Source organism: Nostoc sp. JL23, from assembly GCF_017115065.1.
GTDB classification, from domain to species: domain Bacteria; phylum Cyanobacteriota; class Cyanobacteriia; order Cyanobacteriales; family Nostocaceae; genus Nostoc; species Nostoc punctiforme_A.
Map to the genome: position 1 here is coordinate 202,520 of NZ_JABXKN010000067.1, position 16,031 is coordinate 218,550.

The 16,031-nt window shown below is 43.6% G+C and carries 14 protein-coding genes and 1 tRNA gene; 7 read left to right on the forward strand and 8 right to left on the reverse strand.

Annotated features, from left to right (window positions below; translation table 11 throughout):
- Positions 1-24 precede the first annotated feature (24 nt).
- From HWQ42_RS14155 to atpD, 3 genes are all read right to left on the reverse strand, one after another.
- Positions 25-2,130, reverse strand: a complete 2,106-nt coding sequence (locus HWQ42_RS14155; protein ID WP_292812983.1) for an SPFH domain-containing protein — start codon at positions 2,128-2,130, stop codon at positions 25-27.
- A gap of 269 nt (positions 2,131-2,399) precedes the next feature.
- Positions 2,400-2,813 (reverse strand): ATP synthase F1 subunit epsilon, encoded by a 414-nt coding sequence (atpC, locus tag HWQ42_RS14160; RefSeq protein ID WP_292715968.1) that lies wholly within the window; start codon positions 2,811-2,813, stop codon positions 2,400-2,402.
- 192 nt (positions 2,814-3,005) lie between these two features.
- Complete coding sequence (gene atpD / locus HWQ42_RS14165; protein ID WP_114081954.1) at positions 3,006-4,454, reverse strand: F0F1 ATP synthase subunit beta; 1,449 nt, start codon at positions 4,452-4,454, stop codon at positions 3,006-3,008.
- Positions 4,455-5,422: 968 nt separating this feature from the next.
- Here atpD and HWQ42_RS14170 point away from each other — a divergent pair.
- Together HWQ42_RS14170 and HWQ42_RS14175 are read left to right on the forward strand one after the other, a co-directional pair.
- Complete coding sequence (locus HWQ42_RS14170) at positions 5,423-5,572, forward strand: hypothetical protein (RefSeq protein ID WP_292812986.1); 150 nt, start codon at positions 5,423-5,425, stop codon at positions 5,570-5,572.
- A complete protein-coding gene (locus HWQ42_RS14175) occupies positions 5,569-6,393 on the forward strand; it encodes a SirB1 family protein (protein ID WP_292812988.1) in 825 nt (274 codons plus the stop codon). Before HWQ42_RS14170 ends, HWQ42_RS14175 begins: the two co-directional genes overlap by 4 nt.
- 62 nt (positions 6,394-6,455) lie before the next feature.
- Here HWQ42_RS14175 and HWQ42_RS14180 read toward each other — a convergent pair whose 3' ends face one another.
- The gene (locus HWQ42_RS14180; protein ID WP_292812991.1) at positions 6,456-6,899 is read right to left on the reverse strand and encodes an SRPBCC family protein; all 444 of its coding nucleotides are present in this window, start codon (positions 6,897-6,899) and stop codon (positions 6,456-6,458) included.
- Between the two features lie 236 nt (positions 6,900-7,135).
- Between HWQ42_RS14180 and HWQ42_RS14185 the strand changes: the two genes are divergently transcribed.
- Complete coding sequence (locus tag HWQ42_RS14185) at positions 7,136-8,791, forward strand: mechanosensitive ion channel (RefSeq protein WP_292812993.1); 1,656 nt, start codon at positions 7,136-7,138, stop codon at positions 8,789-8,791.
- 480 nt (positions 8,792-9,271) lie between these two features.
- Here the strand turns inward: HWQ42_RS14185 and HWQ42_RS14190 are convergent, their stop codons facing one another.
- Complete coding sequence (locus tag HWQ42_RS14190; protein WP_292812996.1) at positions 9,272-9,601, reverse strand: hypothetical protein; 330 nt, start codon at positions 9,599-9,601, stop codon at positions 9,272-9,274.
- A gap of 16 nt (positions 9,602-9,617) precedes the next feature.
- Positions 9,618-10,241 carry an orotate phosphoribosyltransferase gene (gene pyrE, locus HWQ42_RS14195; protein WP_292812998.1) on the reverse strand — a complete coding sequence of 208 codons (624 nt, stop codon included), beginning with the start codon at positions 10,239-10,241 and terminating at the stop codon, positions 9,618-9,620.
- A 106-nt stretch (positions 10,242-10,347) separates the two neighbouring features.
- Between pyrE and HWQ42_RS14200 the strand changes: the two genes are divergently transcribed.
- Positions 10,348-10,779, forward strand: coding sequence for a hypothetical protein (locus HWQ42_RS14200; protein ID WP_292813000.1), 432 nt, complete (start codon positions 10,348-10,350; stop codon positions 10,777-10,779).
- Positions 10,780-10,870: 91 nt separating this feature from the next.
- Here the strand turns inward: HWQ42_RS14200 and HWQ42_RS14205 are convergent.
- A tRNA-Ile gene (locus HWQ42_RS14205) sits at positions 10,871-10,943 on the reverse strand.
- A gap of 298 nt (positions 10,944-11,241) precedes the next feature.
- Between HWQ42_RS14205 and HWQ42_RS14210 the strand changes: the two genes are divergently transcribed.
- Both HWQ42_RS14210 and HWQ42_RS14215 read left to right on the forward strand, forming a co-directional pair.
- Positions 11,242-11,943 (forward strand): hypothetical protein, encoded by a 702-nt coding sequence (locus HWQ42_RS14210; RefSeq protein ID WP_099102321.1) that lies wholly within the window; start codon positions 11,242-11,244, stop codon positions 11,941-11,943.
- Positions 11,944-12,036: 93 nt separating this feature from the next.
- Positions 12,037-13,461: a hemolysin family protein gene (locus HWQ42_RS14215; protein ID WP_292813003.1), complete on the forward strand. Its 1,425-nt coding sequence runs from the start codon at positions 12,037-12,039 to the stop codon at positions 13,459-13,461.
- Positions 13,462-13,484: 23 nt separating this feature from the next.
- Here the strand turns inward: HWQ42_RS14215 and queC are convergent, their stop codons facing one another.
- Positions 13,485-14,162, reverse strand: a complete 678-nt coding sequence (gene queC, locus HWQ42_RS14220; RefSeq protein ID WP_292813007.1) for a 7-cyano-7-deazaguanine synthase QueC — start codon at positions 14,160-14,162, stop codon at positions 13,485-13,487.
- A gap of 338 nt (positions 14,163-14,500) precedes the next feature.
- On the opposite strand from queC, the gene HWQ42_RS14225 reads away from it, so the two are divergent.
- Positions 14,501-15,583, forward strand: a complete 1,083-nt coding sequence (locus tag HWQ42_RS14225; protein ID WP_292741509.1) for a Gfo/Idh/MocA family oxidoreductase — start codon at positions 14,501-14,503, stop codon at positions 15,581-15,583.
- The last annotated feature ends 448 nt before the right edge of the window (positions 15,584-16,031 follow it).

A 16,031-nucleotide genomic window follows, 5' to 3' on the forward strand; every position in this document is an offset into this window, starting at 1 on the left:
TGCCCCTACCTCATGTTTCTGATGTTACTTATCTACAGGAAAATTCACAACTATCGGTGGAAGACCGTTTTCTGTGGTTGGTTGTCCTTTGTTAACTATTGGTTGTGGATGCAAAGGTGTTGGTGTCAATTCACCCTTACCAGTTTGATTCCATAAAATCATGGATAGTAGCCCATCCACTAAGCCGTTATTGCTGCCATTACTGCCAACTAAGACATCTGGAATCAAACGGACATTGCGATCGCCGATAATCTGCATCAGTTGCATTGCTGTATAACCTTGTGGCCCCAGAGCTTCTACACCAGCGCGGTAGGTTTCAGCTTTGGCATTACCTGTGGCTCGGATACCTTCAGCCTCAGCAATTGCCCGGAGTTTTGTACCTTCAGCTTCACCGTTTGCCTCTTTGATTTGGGCTTGGGCTTTGAGGTCAGCTATATGCACACTCTGCTCCGATTTCACCATTTCTTGCTGAATATTAGCCAGTGCCGTTTCCCGAACAAGCTGCTGTCGTTGGGTTTGCGCCATTTGCTGGACTTCATAAGTCTTGCGTTCTTCTTCGGCAATTTTCCGATCTGTCTGTGTCTGCATTAACGACGCTGGTGGCTGAATATCACCAATTAGAGTGTCGATCGCTTGCACATCATAAGCCCGCAGTGCTGTTTTAATATACTCAGCAGCCTCAGTTTGTCGTTCACTCCGAGCAGTGAGAAAGTCTAGTACAGTACAGTTTTGGGCTGAGTTGCGGAAATAATTACCGATAGTAGGTTCTAATACATGGTCTACGAGATTTTGCATAGCACCAACGCGAGAAATTACCTTTGGAGCATCTAAAGCACCCACATGGATAATTTGCGCTACTTCCAAATCAAAGGCAAACCCATCACGCGATCGCACTGTTAAAGAAGCCAGTTTAGCATCATAGCTGTGGCGTTCAGTCCGACCTGACCAGTTTAAGACGATGTTGGTCGTTGGCACTAGTTCAATCTTCATAATCCGGGAATTAATCGGGTGCTTACCAGGATATAGCGGTTCGACCCACACACCCTTATGTCCCTGATTCACCAAGTTACCGTGGGTGAAAGCTGCACCACTGACATCTTGATGTGCTTTACCCACGAAAGAAATTACCACGCCAACATACCCAATGGGAATTTCCGTCATCGGCACTTGCTCAACCTGGACAAACCAAGGGTTCAAGTTCCAAGAACCAGAAAGCAAAGTCTGCTCTTGTAAACCTCGCCGTCCACCGCCATTAATAAATTTCTGACCATTTTGAAAGTTGTCGTGTCCGTCAATTATCGGGCCTGCGAGTTCACCTGCGGAAATTGGTACACCATCTAAAGTAGTAACAATCCCAACTTTGTCAGATGCCAGACTATATACCCGCAACTGTTCTGGATTCATGCCATGAGCGCTGGCATTTGATGCCATGATGACTTTAAATAGGGCAGTGTTGATCCGGTATGTACCAGCCGTAAGAAAACCCATTTGCCGCCCTTTTTCGCCACCTTCGATGAGGAATTTTCGAGCATCTTGGAAGTTGTCACAACCCACGATTTTCCCCAAAATCCGCTCTGGTGGGTTGGGTTGACCATCTGCTGCCACAATTAAAGCAATTTCCCCTTGGGGAACGACAATTACCGATTCTTTCTTTACAGAATACTGCCAAGGCCAATAGCCCCAGTGCCAACCAGGAGCTAAAGTATCTGCCTGTAAGCCAGCTTCGCCGTTGAGGGCAATTAAACTGCCGGCGGGGAGTCCACGCCCAGAAAGGGTAAATTTCCTCACTACAATGCCAACTTCACGTTCGCCAATAACTACTAGTCCCCCAAAGAATAGGGGGACGAATATGACTAAACCGCCAACAAGTAGAATGGGAACCACTACAACAGGATTAATTCCAGCAGCTTGATATTGAGTCCTGCTAGTTTGTAACTGAGCAATATTTGGTGTGGTCTGGTTTAGCTGGACAGTCGCTGAAGTAATTTCTTTTGCAGTAGTTGTTTTGACAGAAGTAGCATTGGCAGAGTGAACGCTACCAGCGAGCGCTAACGTTGCTACGATAGATGCTGCTAAACGAGCTACCTTATTTTGTTTACGAGTACCAAGCAAAGATGAAAAGCTTTTCATAATCTGTGCCCATCTGGGCAACTAATTAGCTAATTTAACACTCCACCAAAGCTTGGCTCGATTTCTTAAACTTGACGTAATTTTTTTTAAAATTAATAAATAAGGAGTCAGAATTCAGGATTCAGAATAATCTATCTATAAAGGGATGGAATTTTGGCATCCGTACAGAATTTATACTGATTTCTGGCTCCTGACTCCTGAGTTCTTCTGAATAAATATTTTGTAGGTTGAACATTGCCCAACCTACAAAGTGGAAATATAAACTTAAATTAGACCGAACCACCAGCAGCTTGAAACCGAGCGCGTGCGCGTTTGAAGGCTTGGGTTGCCTGAATTTGGGCTTGGCGATCGTCTGCGGAAACTTGACTTAGACGTGCTTCTGCTTGGTTGTAAGCAGTACGAGCTTCATCAAGGTTAATTTTGTCGCCACGTTCAGCGCCGTTAACCAGAATTGTCACTTCATTTTCTTCGACTTCGGCAAAGCCACCCAAAAGAGCGATCGCTTCCCAATTCTGATTTTTAGCGCCACGAACTCGCATGACACCAGTATCTAGAGCGGTCAAAAGTGGTGCGTGTCCAGTTAGGATACCTAGTTGACCAGTAGTGCTAGGCAAAACGACTTCTTCAGCTGGAGCATCCCAGACTGTTTTATCTGGGGAAATTACACGAACGGTTAATGTCATTTGTCTTTTGTCCTTCGTCCTTCGTCCTTTGTCTTTTGTCCTTTGTCTTTTGTCCTTTGTCTTTTGTCCTTTGTCTTTTGTCCTTTGTCATTTGTCCTTTGTCATTTGTAATTGCCATTAGTCATTAGCACTTGAACTAATGACTAATGACTAATGACCAATGACCAGTGACTAATGACCAATGACTAATGACTAACCTTTGATTTTTTCAGCTTTGGCGATCGCTTCGTTAATATCACCAACCAAGTAGAAAGCCTGTTCTGGCAGAGCATCCAACTCACCAGACAGAATTTTTTGGAACCCTTTGATGGTATCTTCCAACTTCACGTACTTACCAGGAGAACCGGTGAATACTTCTGCCACAAAGAACGGCTGAGACAAGAAACGCTCAACTTTCCGGGCCCGCGCGACGATTAGACGGTCTTCTTCAGACAATTCATCTAAACCGAGAATGGCGATAATGTCTTGGAGTTCTTTGTAACGTTGCAGAGTTGATTGCACTGCACGAGCAGTATTGTAGTGTTCTTCACCTACAATGTTTGGCTGGAGCATGGTGGAAGTTGAACCAAGGGGATCAACTGCGGGATAAATTCCCTTAGCAGCCAAACCGCGAGATAGTACTGTGGTTCCGTCCAAGTGGGCGAAGGTGGTAGCAGGTGCGGGGTCGGTGAGGTCATCCGCTGGTACGTACACTGCTTGAATGGAGGTAATCGAACCCTCGGTAGTCGAGGTAATCCGCTCTTGTAGTTCACCTACGTCGGTTCCCAATGTGGGCTGATATCCTACCGCAGAAGGCATCCGACCTAATAGCGCCGATACTTCCGAACCTGCTTGTACAAACCGGAAAATATTATCAATAAACAGCAGCACGTCCTGCTTGTTCACATCCCGGAAGTACTCTGCTACTGTCAATCCCGAAAGACCAACCCGCATTCTGGCTCCGGGTGGTTCGTTCATTTGACCGTAGACTAGAGCAATTTTTGATTCGTTGAGGTTCTCGTTATTGATAACCCCAGACTCAATCATTTCGTTGTAAAGGTCATTACCTTCACGGGTGCGCTCACCCACGCCAGCAAATACAGATACTCCACCATGCTGGGTAGCGATGTTGTTAATCAACTCCATCATGATTACGGTCTTACCAACACCAGCACCGCCGAATAGACCAATCTTACCGCCGCGTCGATAGGGAGTCAGAAGGTCAACAACTTTAATCCCAGTCTCAAACACCGAAGGTTTGGTTTCCAGGTCGGTGAATTTAGGAGCAGAGCGGTGGATGGGTAAACTTGCCTCAGCATTTACTGGGCCTCTGTTATCCACAGGTTCGCCAAGGACGTTGAAAATCCGGCCCAAAGTGGCTTTACCAACTGGCACGGTAATGGGAGCGCCTGTATCGCTGACTTCAAAACCGCGCACTAAGCCTTCGGTGGAACTCATTGCAACAGTCCGCACCTGGTTGTCGCCCAGCAGTTGCTGTACTTCAACGGTGATGTTGATTTCCTGTCCAGCTTCGTTGGTGCCTTTGATTTTCAAGGCGTTGTAGATTTGTGGCAATTTCCCGCCGGGAAATTTAACGTCTACAACTGGGCCAATGATTTGGGTAATGTAACCAATGTTTGTTTTTTCTGCGGTTGTGACCATGCTGCGCCTAATGATTGAAGCTAGATTTCAGATAAGGTCGGAGAAGACATAAGAATAAGAAATGTCACCTTTCACTCTAGCACCGGACGGGGACATAACTCTCTTAGTAATTCCTTAAAAAGGTGTTTGGTGGCTATGGTTGTAGTCCCCATCTTGACTAGATTGACGGGATAGGCTCTAGTTTATCCCTAATCTCATTTTTTAGATGCGATCGCCCTAGCTCTTTACGCTGTAGCGAAAGATGCCATTCTGTTAAATTTACTAAATATTTACACTTAGAACAAAAAAGTTAGAACAAAAAAGCTAGATTTTGATACCTAGCTTTTGCTCAATAAATTAAGGATTCTATTAGCAGTGAACTTGCTGCTTTTGCTTGCGTTTGAATTTAGAGGTAAGCTGGCTAAAGCAAGTTGCTAGCGTAAGTGTTGCCTGTAAAACGTGATAAGTCTTCATTAATTAACCTCGTTGTATTTAAATGCACACAAATTTGCCAGCAAAATTAAACAAAAGCTGCCATAGCTGGCGAAGATTTAGCCTGTCGCTGCGATCGCACATACAAGCAGTATTTATTAGGCTACTGGCACTGTATTAACTTGATTTCAGCTAAATCATATAGTCATGAGTATTATTGATAAATAGAGTTGCAAAAACAAGTATTATTACTGGTATTCGCTAAAAATTTATAATAGTAATTTGTATTATTCTAAAATAGAAAAATTACCAAAAGCATAGTTTATAAAGCTTTGATTCCGATGTTACGGCTACTACTAAATTAATAAGTATATAAAAGTTGTATAAATTTATAGGAATTTATATCGTGCAATACATCTTTGTATTACACGATATGCTTTGCGTGGGTGCAGATCGAAGTAGGTATCACCAACACAGCATTTGCTAAAAGTTCGGCAATAAATATATATAAGGCTTATCCATAAACTACATTTCCAAAGCTTCTGAATATCCATAAGATGAAGAAACTTGCTTTGTCCAGCCTGCTGCAAAAAGTTTCAGTTACCCTGAAGATAGATACAAAAACAGCTTTTAGCCAAGCCGTGATGCCTGAATTGGGCGTATCTGCGGCTTTATCCTCACAACTTACACCGAGCAGCAGCTTATGAATTTCTCGTCAGCACGACAATATTTTTACCAGGAGATTCAGCAGTCTGACGAGCAAATTGACCTAGCAAAGGCAGCTTTGTACATTGCACAAGAAGAATATCCGAAGCTAGACCCAGAGGAATATCTCAACGCCCTTGATACAATGGCATGGGAGCTACAAGAACGCCTGCCTGATTCAAGATATCCTTTGCGGATAGTTCAAAGTATTAATCAGTATCTCTACGAAGATTTAAAGTTTTCTGGTAATAAAATTGACTATTACGACCCGCGCAACAGCTTTTTCAATGATGTAATCGATCGCCGACTGGGGATTCCCATTACCTTAGCGCTGATTTACCTGGAAGTTGCTCGACGGATTGATTTTCCGATGGTGGGTGTAGGAATGCCAGGACATTTCTTGATCCGCCCAGATATTCCCGATATAGAAATTTTTGTGGATGCTTTCAATGGCGGTGAAATAATATTTGCCCAAGATTGCGAGGAACGCCTATCTCAAATTTATCAGCAACCTGTGACGCTGCAACCAGAATTTTTAGCTGTAGTCAGTAATCGGCAATTTTTGGCTCGGATGTTGACAAATTTAAAATTTATTTATCTTAAACAGCAAGAGTTAGAAAAAACCTTAGCAGCAGTTGAACGGATTTTGTTGCTGTTTCCTGGTTTAACTTTAGAATTGCGCGATCGCGGTTTGATCTACTATCAACTCGGTTACTACCCCCAAGCCGTAGACGACTTACAAAATTATTTAGCAAAAGTTCCTGATGCCGAGGATGCATCTGTGATTCGGCGGCTACTTACCGAACTGGGTAAAGACAAGTAGGGAATGGGAAGCAGGGAAAATTTTATTTAGTAAGCCAATGACAAATGACTAATGACTAATGACTAATTTTGTTCTTCTGCGACTCGTTTGAGGCGGCGCAGTTGGGCTTGCATATCTTCTTTCGTCCACGACGCAGCAAAGGTGTTGAAGCCCCAACTTACTAAGGGGTTAGGAATATCGTACTCAAAGCGGTTGAGTAAAAGCGTTCCCTTTTCCCTGGGTTGACATTCCCAGCGATCGCGCCCTTGAAAAAATCCTTGAAATTCCCAAACTACCAAACCCGGTTGTCGTTCTACAACTACGCTATTCAAGGTGGGTTTTATTAGAGGAATTTGAATAATAAAACGACTTTTACTGCCGACATCGGTACTCCAAGCTTCGCCCACAGGTTCGCAACGGAGAACGGGGTTGAGCCAACAGTGCATGAGAGCTAAATCGCTAATACAGCGCTCCACCACCGTAGCTGTAGCATTAATTTGAATCGATTGTTCCAAAACTTGGGACATTCCACATCTTTGGTGCTGTTGCTGCAATTAGAGTAACGCAAAATTTTGGGGAATGGGGGATGAGGAGACAAGGGGCAGTTGGAGTAAGTTTTCCCCTCTGCCCCTCTGCCTCTTATGCCCAATGCCCATAGATTAAATCAAATATGAGTAAATATGTATGTTTTTACTGGTAAATTTATAGGCAAAACACTGACTCAGTGTTTGCGGTGAATACTTAAGCTTAATTCCCGAAAACCATGAACACAACTTGGCAAGGAATAACCCAGGTGATAGGAGTTGCTTTGTCCACGAGGGTGCAGCAATTTTTGGCACAATCATCGCCCAGCCTGCAACCAATACAACCAGCAGTAAATCAAGGAATCGCTGATGTGCAAGGTATTGTACAACAGTTGATTTTGTTTACACCTCGTCTTTTAGGGGCGGTAGCAATTTTACTAGTAGGTTGGCTCATTGCAGCGATCGCAGCGGCACTGACGCAAGGAATCCTCAAGCGCACAAACATAGATAACCGCATTGCCGCTGGGATAACAGGTCGTCAAGATGTTCCCCAAGTGGAGAAATTACTCTCTAGCTTGGTCTTTTGGAGCATTATCCTGTTAACTGCGGTAGCTGTTTTACAGACCTTGGATCTGGAAATAGCCTCTCAACCCCTGAATAATTTTCTCAATCAACTTATTGGCTTTTTGCCAAAGTTGGTTGGTGCTGGAATCCTTTTGGCAGCAGCCTGGTTTTTGGCGACCATTGTGAAAATTATCACTGTGCGCTCATTACAGGCATTTAACCTAGATGAGCGTTTGAATCCAGAACCAGAAGACAGAGCACCCAGCTTGAATCAGCTGTCTTTGAGTGAAACGATTGGCAATGCTTTGTATTGGTTTATATTTTTACTGTTTCTTGCCCCAGTTTTAGATACTCTCGGACTCAGGCAGGCTCTACAACCAGTACAAGCTCTAATTACAGAAGTTCTGCTAATTCTACCGAACATTTTAGCGGCGATCTTGATTGCTGTAGTTGGCTGGTTCATCGCTAATGTAGTACGGCGGATTGTGACAAACTTGCTGGCGACAACTGGTCTTGACCATTTAGGTAGTCGGTTGGGATTATCTGCAAGTGCGGGAGTGCAACCTCTATCAAGTATTATTGGCACAATTGTCTATGTTTTGATTTTGATCCCTGTGGCGATCGCAGCGCTCAATGCCTTGCGAATTGATGCGATATCAATACCTGCGATCGCCATGCTGCAACAGGTTCTCAACGCTCTACCTGCCATCTTTACAGCCGTGGCGATTTTGATTGTTGCCTATTTCGTCGGGCGGTTTATTGGGGACTTGGTTACAAGTATCCTCACCAATTTAGGGTTTAATAACATTTTCACTATTTTGGGTCTGACAACACCCAGCAGACGAATCGTCATCTCAACAGAATCAGCAACCCCACCGATTCCAACCCGCACTCCATCGGAAATTGTAGGCATTGTTGCCTTAGTGGGGATTATGCTGTTTGCCACGGTGGCGGCGGTGAATATCTTGAATATTCCAGCCCTGACAGCATTAGTGTCTGGTATTGTGATCGTATTCGGGCGGATTTTGGCAGGATTGGTGATTTTTGCCGTTGGCTTATTCCTGGCAAATCTGGCTTTTAACATCATTACCAGTTCCGGCGAACGCCAAGCCCAGATTTTGGGACAAGTGGCGCGGATTGCAATTATTGCCTTAGTTTCTGCAATGGCACTGCAACAGATTGGAGTTGCCAGTGATATTGTGAATTTAGCCTTTGGACTTTTACTAGGTGCGATCGCAGTTGCTATTGCCCTAGCCTTTGGTCTTGGAGGGCGCGATATTGCAAGAGAGCAAGTTCAAGAATGGCTAAACTCTTTCAAAGGTAGAAACTAAAAATTGATGAAGGCGCAATTTCATCTGTAAATCTGGGAAAGTGCAGACGTAAGCATCAATTGTGCAGAACATCTATCAGCAATTTTACCTAAGAGGTTAAAAGTTAGAGCTTAGAAACTCGGAGTTTGAGTAGAGAACTCGTAATGTCAAGTTCTTAAGCTCAAGTTCCGAGTTTTAAAGCTCAATTTAATCGTATTTTCCGAGTCACCATTTTTACTAGCGTAAGTGAGAAATTCTTTAGTCTTAAGGAAAGTTGGGGATAAAGCAAGGACGCTTAGGCGCAGCCTTTCGTAGACATCGCAAGAAGGCAGGGCGTAGTCCATCACAGTAATAATCAATTCTCCCAAAATTACCGCTTTTCAAAGCCCTTCGTCAGCGACACCGACGCAATGCCGTCAGGTCACTTGACATTTGGGCTTCTGCCTTAATTTGACACCTATGCCACCCCACAATATTGGATAATTTATTTCTTGGAGTTCCCTAATTTAAAGCATCAGCGATCTGAATACCAAGGTGCTGCAATGCTTTTTCTTTCACAAATTCAGCTGCACTACGAGCCGATTCAGCCAAAATCGTATCGGTGTTTGGAGTCAGCTTCAGCGCTCCTCCCAGGTATCCCAAAGCTTTGCAATAATAATCAGTTAAGTTGGTAGATGCCAGTCTCTTGACAGTTTGATGATCGCCACCTTGAAAAGCTGTTAACGCTTTGTGATGTAAATCATTTTCTGGCTTTCCTAGTACTTCAAGAATTGCACTTACAGCTTTATCGACTTTTTCTTGTGTTAGTTCTGTGGATACTGTTGCTTGCATGTTTATCTCCTTTTGTTCATGAATTTGCAAGTTGTCGATAGCGTTCTTGAACTTCCTGAATCGAAAACAAAGTTTCAAACTTCAACCCCGCTGACTGGTACAACTCACCTCCCCCTTGTTGTCGATCTACTAGTGAAATTACTTGATTTACGGTATAACCTGCATCTTTAAGACGCTCAACCGCTTTGAGAGCAGATTGCCCAGTTGTTACTACATCTTCCAAAACTACTACTTTTGCGCCCTCTGGTAAACTGGGGCCTTCTATATAAGCTCTTGTTCCATAACCCTTGGCTTCCTTGCGAATAATCAGTGCTGGTATTGGGCGGTTTTCATAAACAGAAACTATACTCACTGCTGTCACAATTGGGTCAGCCCCCATTGTTAAACCACCTACAGCCTGTGTATCTACAGGTAATAAAGGAAATAGTAACCGTCCGACTGCTAAAGCGCCTTGAGGATGGAGTGTTACCTGTGTCTTATTGACGTAATAAGAACTACGTAGCCCAGAAGATAGGAGAAAATCACCTTCTTGATAAGCAAGTTGGCAAAATAAATCTAGTAGCTTGTGGCGTAAAGCGGTCAAATCAGAAGTGGTTGCCCAAATATCAGAGTGGGTAAGAGTTTCAGTAGGATACGTCATTACAAAACATTAAAAGTTGTGCTACACCAAAGGTTGAACTCATCAGAGTTCTGAACTTCAGCATAAATTAAGATTCGCCCAAAGCAAAAGTTGAGGAGTCAGAAACGTGCGTATAAAATTTAAAACCTTTAGTGGTTTATTGGTGCTGCTTGCTGCTGGTATTGCTTTTCCCTGTATTGCATCTGCCGAAACGGCAACACCAAATTCTGAAACTACGAATGATGTATTTGAACGAGCTTATTTTCGTCACGATCGCAATTTCTACGAAAATGGCGGTCTCAAGCGTCAGCTAGACTCATTTTTCGGATCTGGTTCTGGTTTCGGTGGTTCCTTCCCAGAAAATGAAATTGCCCGCGACGCTAACTTGGTTAATACTTTATATCATGATGCCCTGACTCAGCAAGTTGGCAACGATCCTTATATTCGTACTCCTGATTTACCAAATCCTTATGACACATCGTTGCTCGTGTCTCCTCGCTATAGCAACAAACTTAAAGTAGGAACAGAATTCAGGTTTGAAACTTTACCATCTCGGTAAGATTGGGGAGTGGGGAGTGGGAAAATGCAGGTACAAGGAGAATAAACCATGACCAATGCCCCATGCCCCATGCCCATTTTTGATGATTCAGTGCGCCCTGCTGGAATCGAACCAGCCTGAAGACGAATTATGAGTTCGTTGCCTCCCCAATCGGCCAAAGGCGCTTGTTTTTTTTTGGATTGTGGGTTGCTACGAGTAAATTACTTTAACTCTTAGGTCAACCTCATTTGCTAATTTTAGAGTGAGAAAAATACCTCACGCACTGAGTTTAGCCAATTCCATGAATATACCACAAATTTACCACATGTGAATAGTGGACAATAGTTTACTAGATTTTTATACTACATAATTTGATCATAGATATAGTGCAAACTAATATTGATTAAGTTCCTTTAAGGATTGAGGTCAAAAGCTTCACTATTCTTAAATAGACCAGCATTCTATTGTGATAGCTTGTCAGCGATGAAAATAAATTCTACTGTACTTCTTACTTTGATTTTGTTAATTCTGATGATGGGAGCAGGTTCTGTGAGCGCGTTTTTGGGCTTTGAACTGGGGAGTTCAGCACTTAAAGGCGTGACTACACCAGATGGGCGTCCTACAACCAAATTTGCCAGTAATAAGGCAAATAACTCCCAACAAGGAGGGCTAGTGCTATTAAAAGAGGAAGAAATTCTGAAAATTGTCAAGGCGCGAATTGAGGGTAAGACCAAAGCCGCTAAATCGGAAAAGCCAGAAGAAGATGATGAAGAAACCAATAGCAGCAAGCAGAAGCCAGAGGAAAAACCCCCAGAAGTAGTTGAAGAAAAGCCCCTACCAGGTTTTCCGGTTACTGCCCAAAGTCAGGGTGTAACAATGACTGTGCAATCTGCTCGCTACTCTGGTGGTGATTTACTACTGAAAGTGAAAATGCAGAACAAAGGTAAGGATTCTGTGCGTTTCCTGTATAGTTTTTTAGATGTTACCGATGACAAAGGACGAACCCTGAGTGCAAGTACAGAGGGTTTACCAACAGAATTGCCTGTAAATGGGCCAGCATTTTCAGGTACAGTAAGCATTCCTACAGCTTTACTTGATGATGTCAAGAAAATATCGCTTGCTCTGACTGATTATCCCGCTCAACAATTGAAGCTAGAGGCATCGAATATTCCTGTAGAAAGGTAGATTGGCATTGGGCATTGGGCATTGGGCATTGGGCATTGAGAATTGGTGATTATATGTTATTTTTTACCATTCCCTATTCCCTATTCCCCCTAAATGGAGGGCGTGAGTTTTACACGAGCTTTGGCGGTGAGTGGTTTTCCTAATTTAAGTTTGATAGAAGTGGCGCTGCGGTTGTTGTCAGTGCTACTACTGATTGCCATAAATGCCTTTTTTGTGACGGCGGAATTTTCGATGGTGAGCGTGCGGCGATCGCGTATTCACCAGCTAGTTAAGGCTGGGGATATTCCAGCGATCGCTGTAGAAATGTTACAACGCAGTATTGACCGACTGCTATCTACCACCCAGTTAGGTATTACCCTCTCTAGTTTGGCGCTGGGATGGATTGGCGAAAGTACAATTGTTGTGCTGGTGAATGCCTGGCTAAGATCCTGGCCTCTACCCAGTGGGATGACTACCTTCCTCGCCCATTCCCTATCAATTCCTATCGCCTTTTTCTTGATTGCCTATTTGCAAATTGTGATCGGAGAATTATGTCCCAAATCTTTAGCCATGCTGTACTCAGAACAGCTAGCAAGGTTTTTGGGGCCTCCGGTAAAAGCGATCGTGCGTTTTTTTGGCCCCTTCATCTGGATTCTTAACCAATCCACTCGTTTTTTATTACGAATTTTTGGCATCCAATACACAGGTCAAGGCTGGCGACCGCCTGTAACTCCCGAAGAATTGCAACTGATCATCTCTACAGAATGGGGATCTACTGGGTTACAGCGTGCAGAGCGAGAATTGCTCAATAATGTCTTTGAGTTTGGGGATGTCATGGCCCAAGATGTGATGATCCCGCGCACCAGTATTATCACACTGCCAAAAGATGCTACCTTCCAGACATTACTCAGGGAAATGGCTTCTACTGGTTACTCTCGCTATCCCGTGATTGGTGAATCTTTGGATGATGTTCGCGGCATTGTTTATTTTAAAGATTTGGCACAACCTTTAGCAGTAGGAAAGCTCAGTTTAGACACACAGATCCAACCTTGGATGCGTCCCGCTCGATTTGTTCCAGAACACACGCCCTTGAGTGAACTTTTACCCATGATGCAGCAAGAGAAACCCGCTATGGTCATGGTAGTGAATGAATTTGGCGGTACTGTGGGACTAGTGACAATTAAAGATGTCATTGCCGAAATTATTGGCGACTCCAGCGATCTTGAAAGCAGTGAAGACTTACTGATTCAGATGTTAGGTGAGCAAAAATTTTTGGTGCAAGCACAAATCAACCTTGAAGACCTCAACGAAGTTTTGCATCTCAATTTGCCCCTGACCAGAGAATATCAAACACTAGGGGGCTTTTTGCTGTATGAGTTACAGAAAATTCCGGCCATTGGCGAAATCTTTTGTTATCAAAATCTCGAATTCACCGTGGTATCGATTGTTGGCCCACGCCTGCATCAAATTCAACTGCGACGGTTAGAGGAAGAGGGGAGAGCAGAGGAGCAGAGGAGCAGAGGAGCAGAGGGGAAATAATCAATGCCCAATGCCCAATATCTCTACTGTGCATACACCAGTGGATCGACAAGTCCCAATTCGGCAAAAGCTGCTAGCCGTAAGCGACAAGAATCACACACACCGCAGGCGACATCTCCACCAGTATAGCAAGACCAAGTTAGTTCCCAAGGAACTCCCAATTGGTTCCCCAGTTGGATGATTTCGGTTTTTTTCAGATTGATTAGGGGTGCAACAATATTAATTGGTTGTCCCTCACGCCCTTGTTTGGTTCCCAAGCGAAAAACTTCCTGCATTGCTTGGATATAGTCGGGGCGACAATCAGGATATCCTGAGTAATCTAGGGCATTAACGCCGATATAGACACGCTCTGCTGCGATCGCTTCGGCGTAACTAAGAGCAAAGCTTAAAAAGATGGTATTACGAGCCGGAACGTATGTGACAGGAATATTTTGAGACATTTCATCCAGCGATCGCTCCTGGGGTAAATCAATGGCATTATCGGTAAGGGCCGAACCACCCCATTGTCGTAAGTCAAAGCTAACTACCTGATGTTTTGCGATCGCAGCTTTTTGAGCGACACTGAGCGCTGACTGTAACTCTCGTCGGTGTCGCTGCTGGTAATCAAAGGAAATAGCATGACATTCACAGCCATCAGCTTGAGCTTTGTACAGAATTGTGGAAGAGTCCAATCCCCCAGATAACAGAATTACAGCTTTCATCTCGGTTGCAAATTTTGGATTTCAAATCACTGAATCAAACCTTAACAAGATGCCAGAAAGCAATGCCAAGGAGAATTTATACTTAGGTCTTACTGAAAGGTTTAAAGTTAATAAAAATACATATATTTTTGTCGAAAGTGCAAAATCCAAAGCAAACTGGAAATATCTATACAAAAGATATTTGGATTACGGGAACCGATCACAAACTTTGAAATTCTTCATAAACATAGGCTCTATGTTACCATCTGGATGGTTTTAGACGGATCGTAACCGGCTTTCGAGTATAAACGCCAACGGCCGTAGCGTCTCTAAATTTGGTGGTTGAGGAGAGAATAATAGTGCAAAATAGCATGTCAGTGGCAGAACCAAATCCATATACACAGCGCAACCAGCCACGACCAATCCGCATAGGCGTGATTGGAGTGGGTAACATGGGACAACACCACGCTCGCGTGCTGAGTTCAATGAAAGATGTTGAACTAGTCGGAGTGGCAGATATTAACGTCGAGCGAGGATTAGAAACTGCCAGCAACTACAAGGTGCGTTTTTTTGAAGATTACTGCGATCTGCTACCCCTTGTGGAAGCAGTTTGTGTAGCTGTTCCCACCCGTCTGCACTATGCCGTGGGCATCAACTGTCTGTTAGCGGGAATTCATGTTTTGATTGAAAAACCGATCGCAGCCAGTATTTCTGAGGCAGAGTCTTTAGTAAATGCCGCAGCTGAGTCTGGGTGTATCCTACAAGTAGGTCATATTGAGCGTTTTAACCCAGCTTTTAAAGAACTGAGCCAAGTTCTAAAAACAGAGGAATTACTGGCGCTAGAAGCCCACAGAATGAGTCCTTACTCAGATCGGGCAAACGATGTTTCAGTTGTGCTGGATTTAATGATCCATGACATCGACCTACTTTTAGAATTAGCTGCTTCCCCAGTCACAAAATTGACTGCTAGTGGTACTCGCTCCTTGGACTCTGGTTATTTAGATTACGTAACTGCCACTTTGGGGTTTGCCAATGGTATTGTTGCTACTCTGACTGCCAGTAAAGTCACTCACCGAAAAATTCGCCGGATTGTCGCCCATTGCAAAAATTCATTTACTGAGGCAGATTTTCTCAAGAATGAAATTTTGATTCACCGACAAACAGCTGCCAATTCTCTCACCGACCACCGACAAGTACTTTACAGGCAAGATGGTGTGATTGAAAAAGTCTACACCAGCAATATTCAACCTCTAAGTGCAGAATTAGAACATTTTGTCAACTGTGTACATGGTGGCAATCAACCCTCAGTAGGTGGTGAACAAGCTCTCAAAGCGCTGAGACTGGCAAGTTTGATTGAACAGATGGCGCTGGAAGATCGAGTTTGGAATCCATTAGACTGGCAATCGGAACCAAGGGTACAATCACTGACCCCGACAGCCTAGAAGAAAAGGGGATGAGGGGGATGAGGGGGTAAGGTAAAATTTTCTCCCTACTCTCCCACAGCCACCAACTCATACCATTTTGGATTTTAGATTTTAGATTTTGGATTGTGAAACATCCATTGGATAAGTGTTTCAGTTTTCCATCTGTCGCAATCATTTTTCAAATTGGTATCAGAAGAAAACCCTAGAGTATGTTTTTAAATTTGCCATCAAGTCTTTAGATCCTCCCTAGTTTTTTTACAAAACTGACTAAGGGGGATCTAAAAAATTAGAAAACAAAACCTAGTGGTTCGTTTCATTAATTTTGTGAGGTTTGTAGTAAGCGATTTATCGCTCAATGTCAAGGATTAGAGCTACTTACGAACTTTTCTAACCCTCGAAATTAATCAAACAGACCCCTAGCTTCCACTTGTCTTCCTCTATTTTGAAGTTGTGATGCAACTTTTAG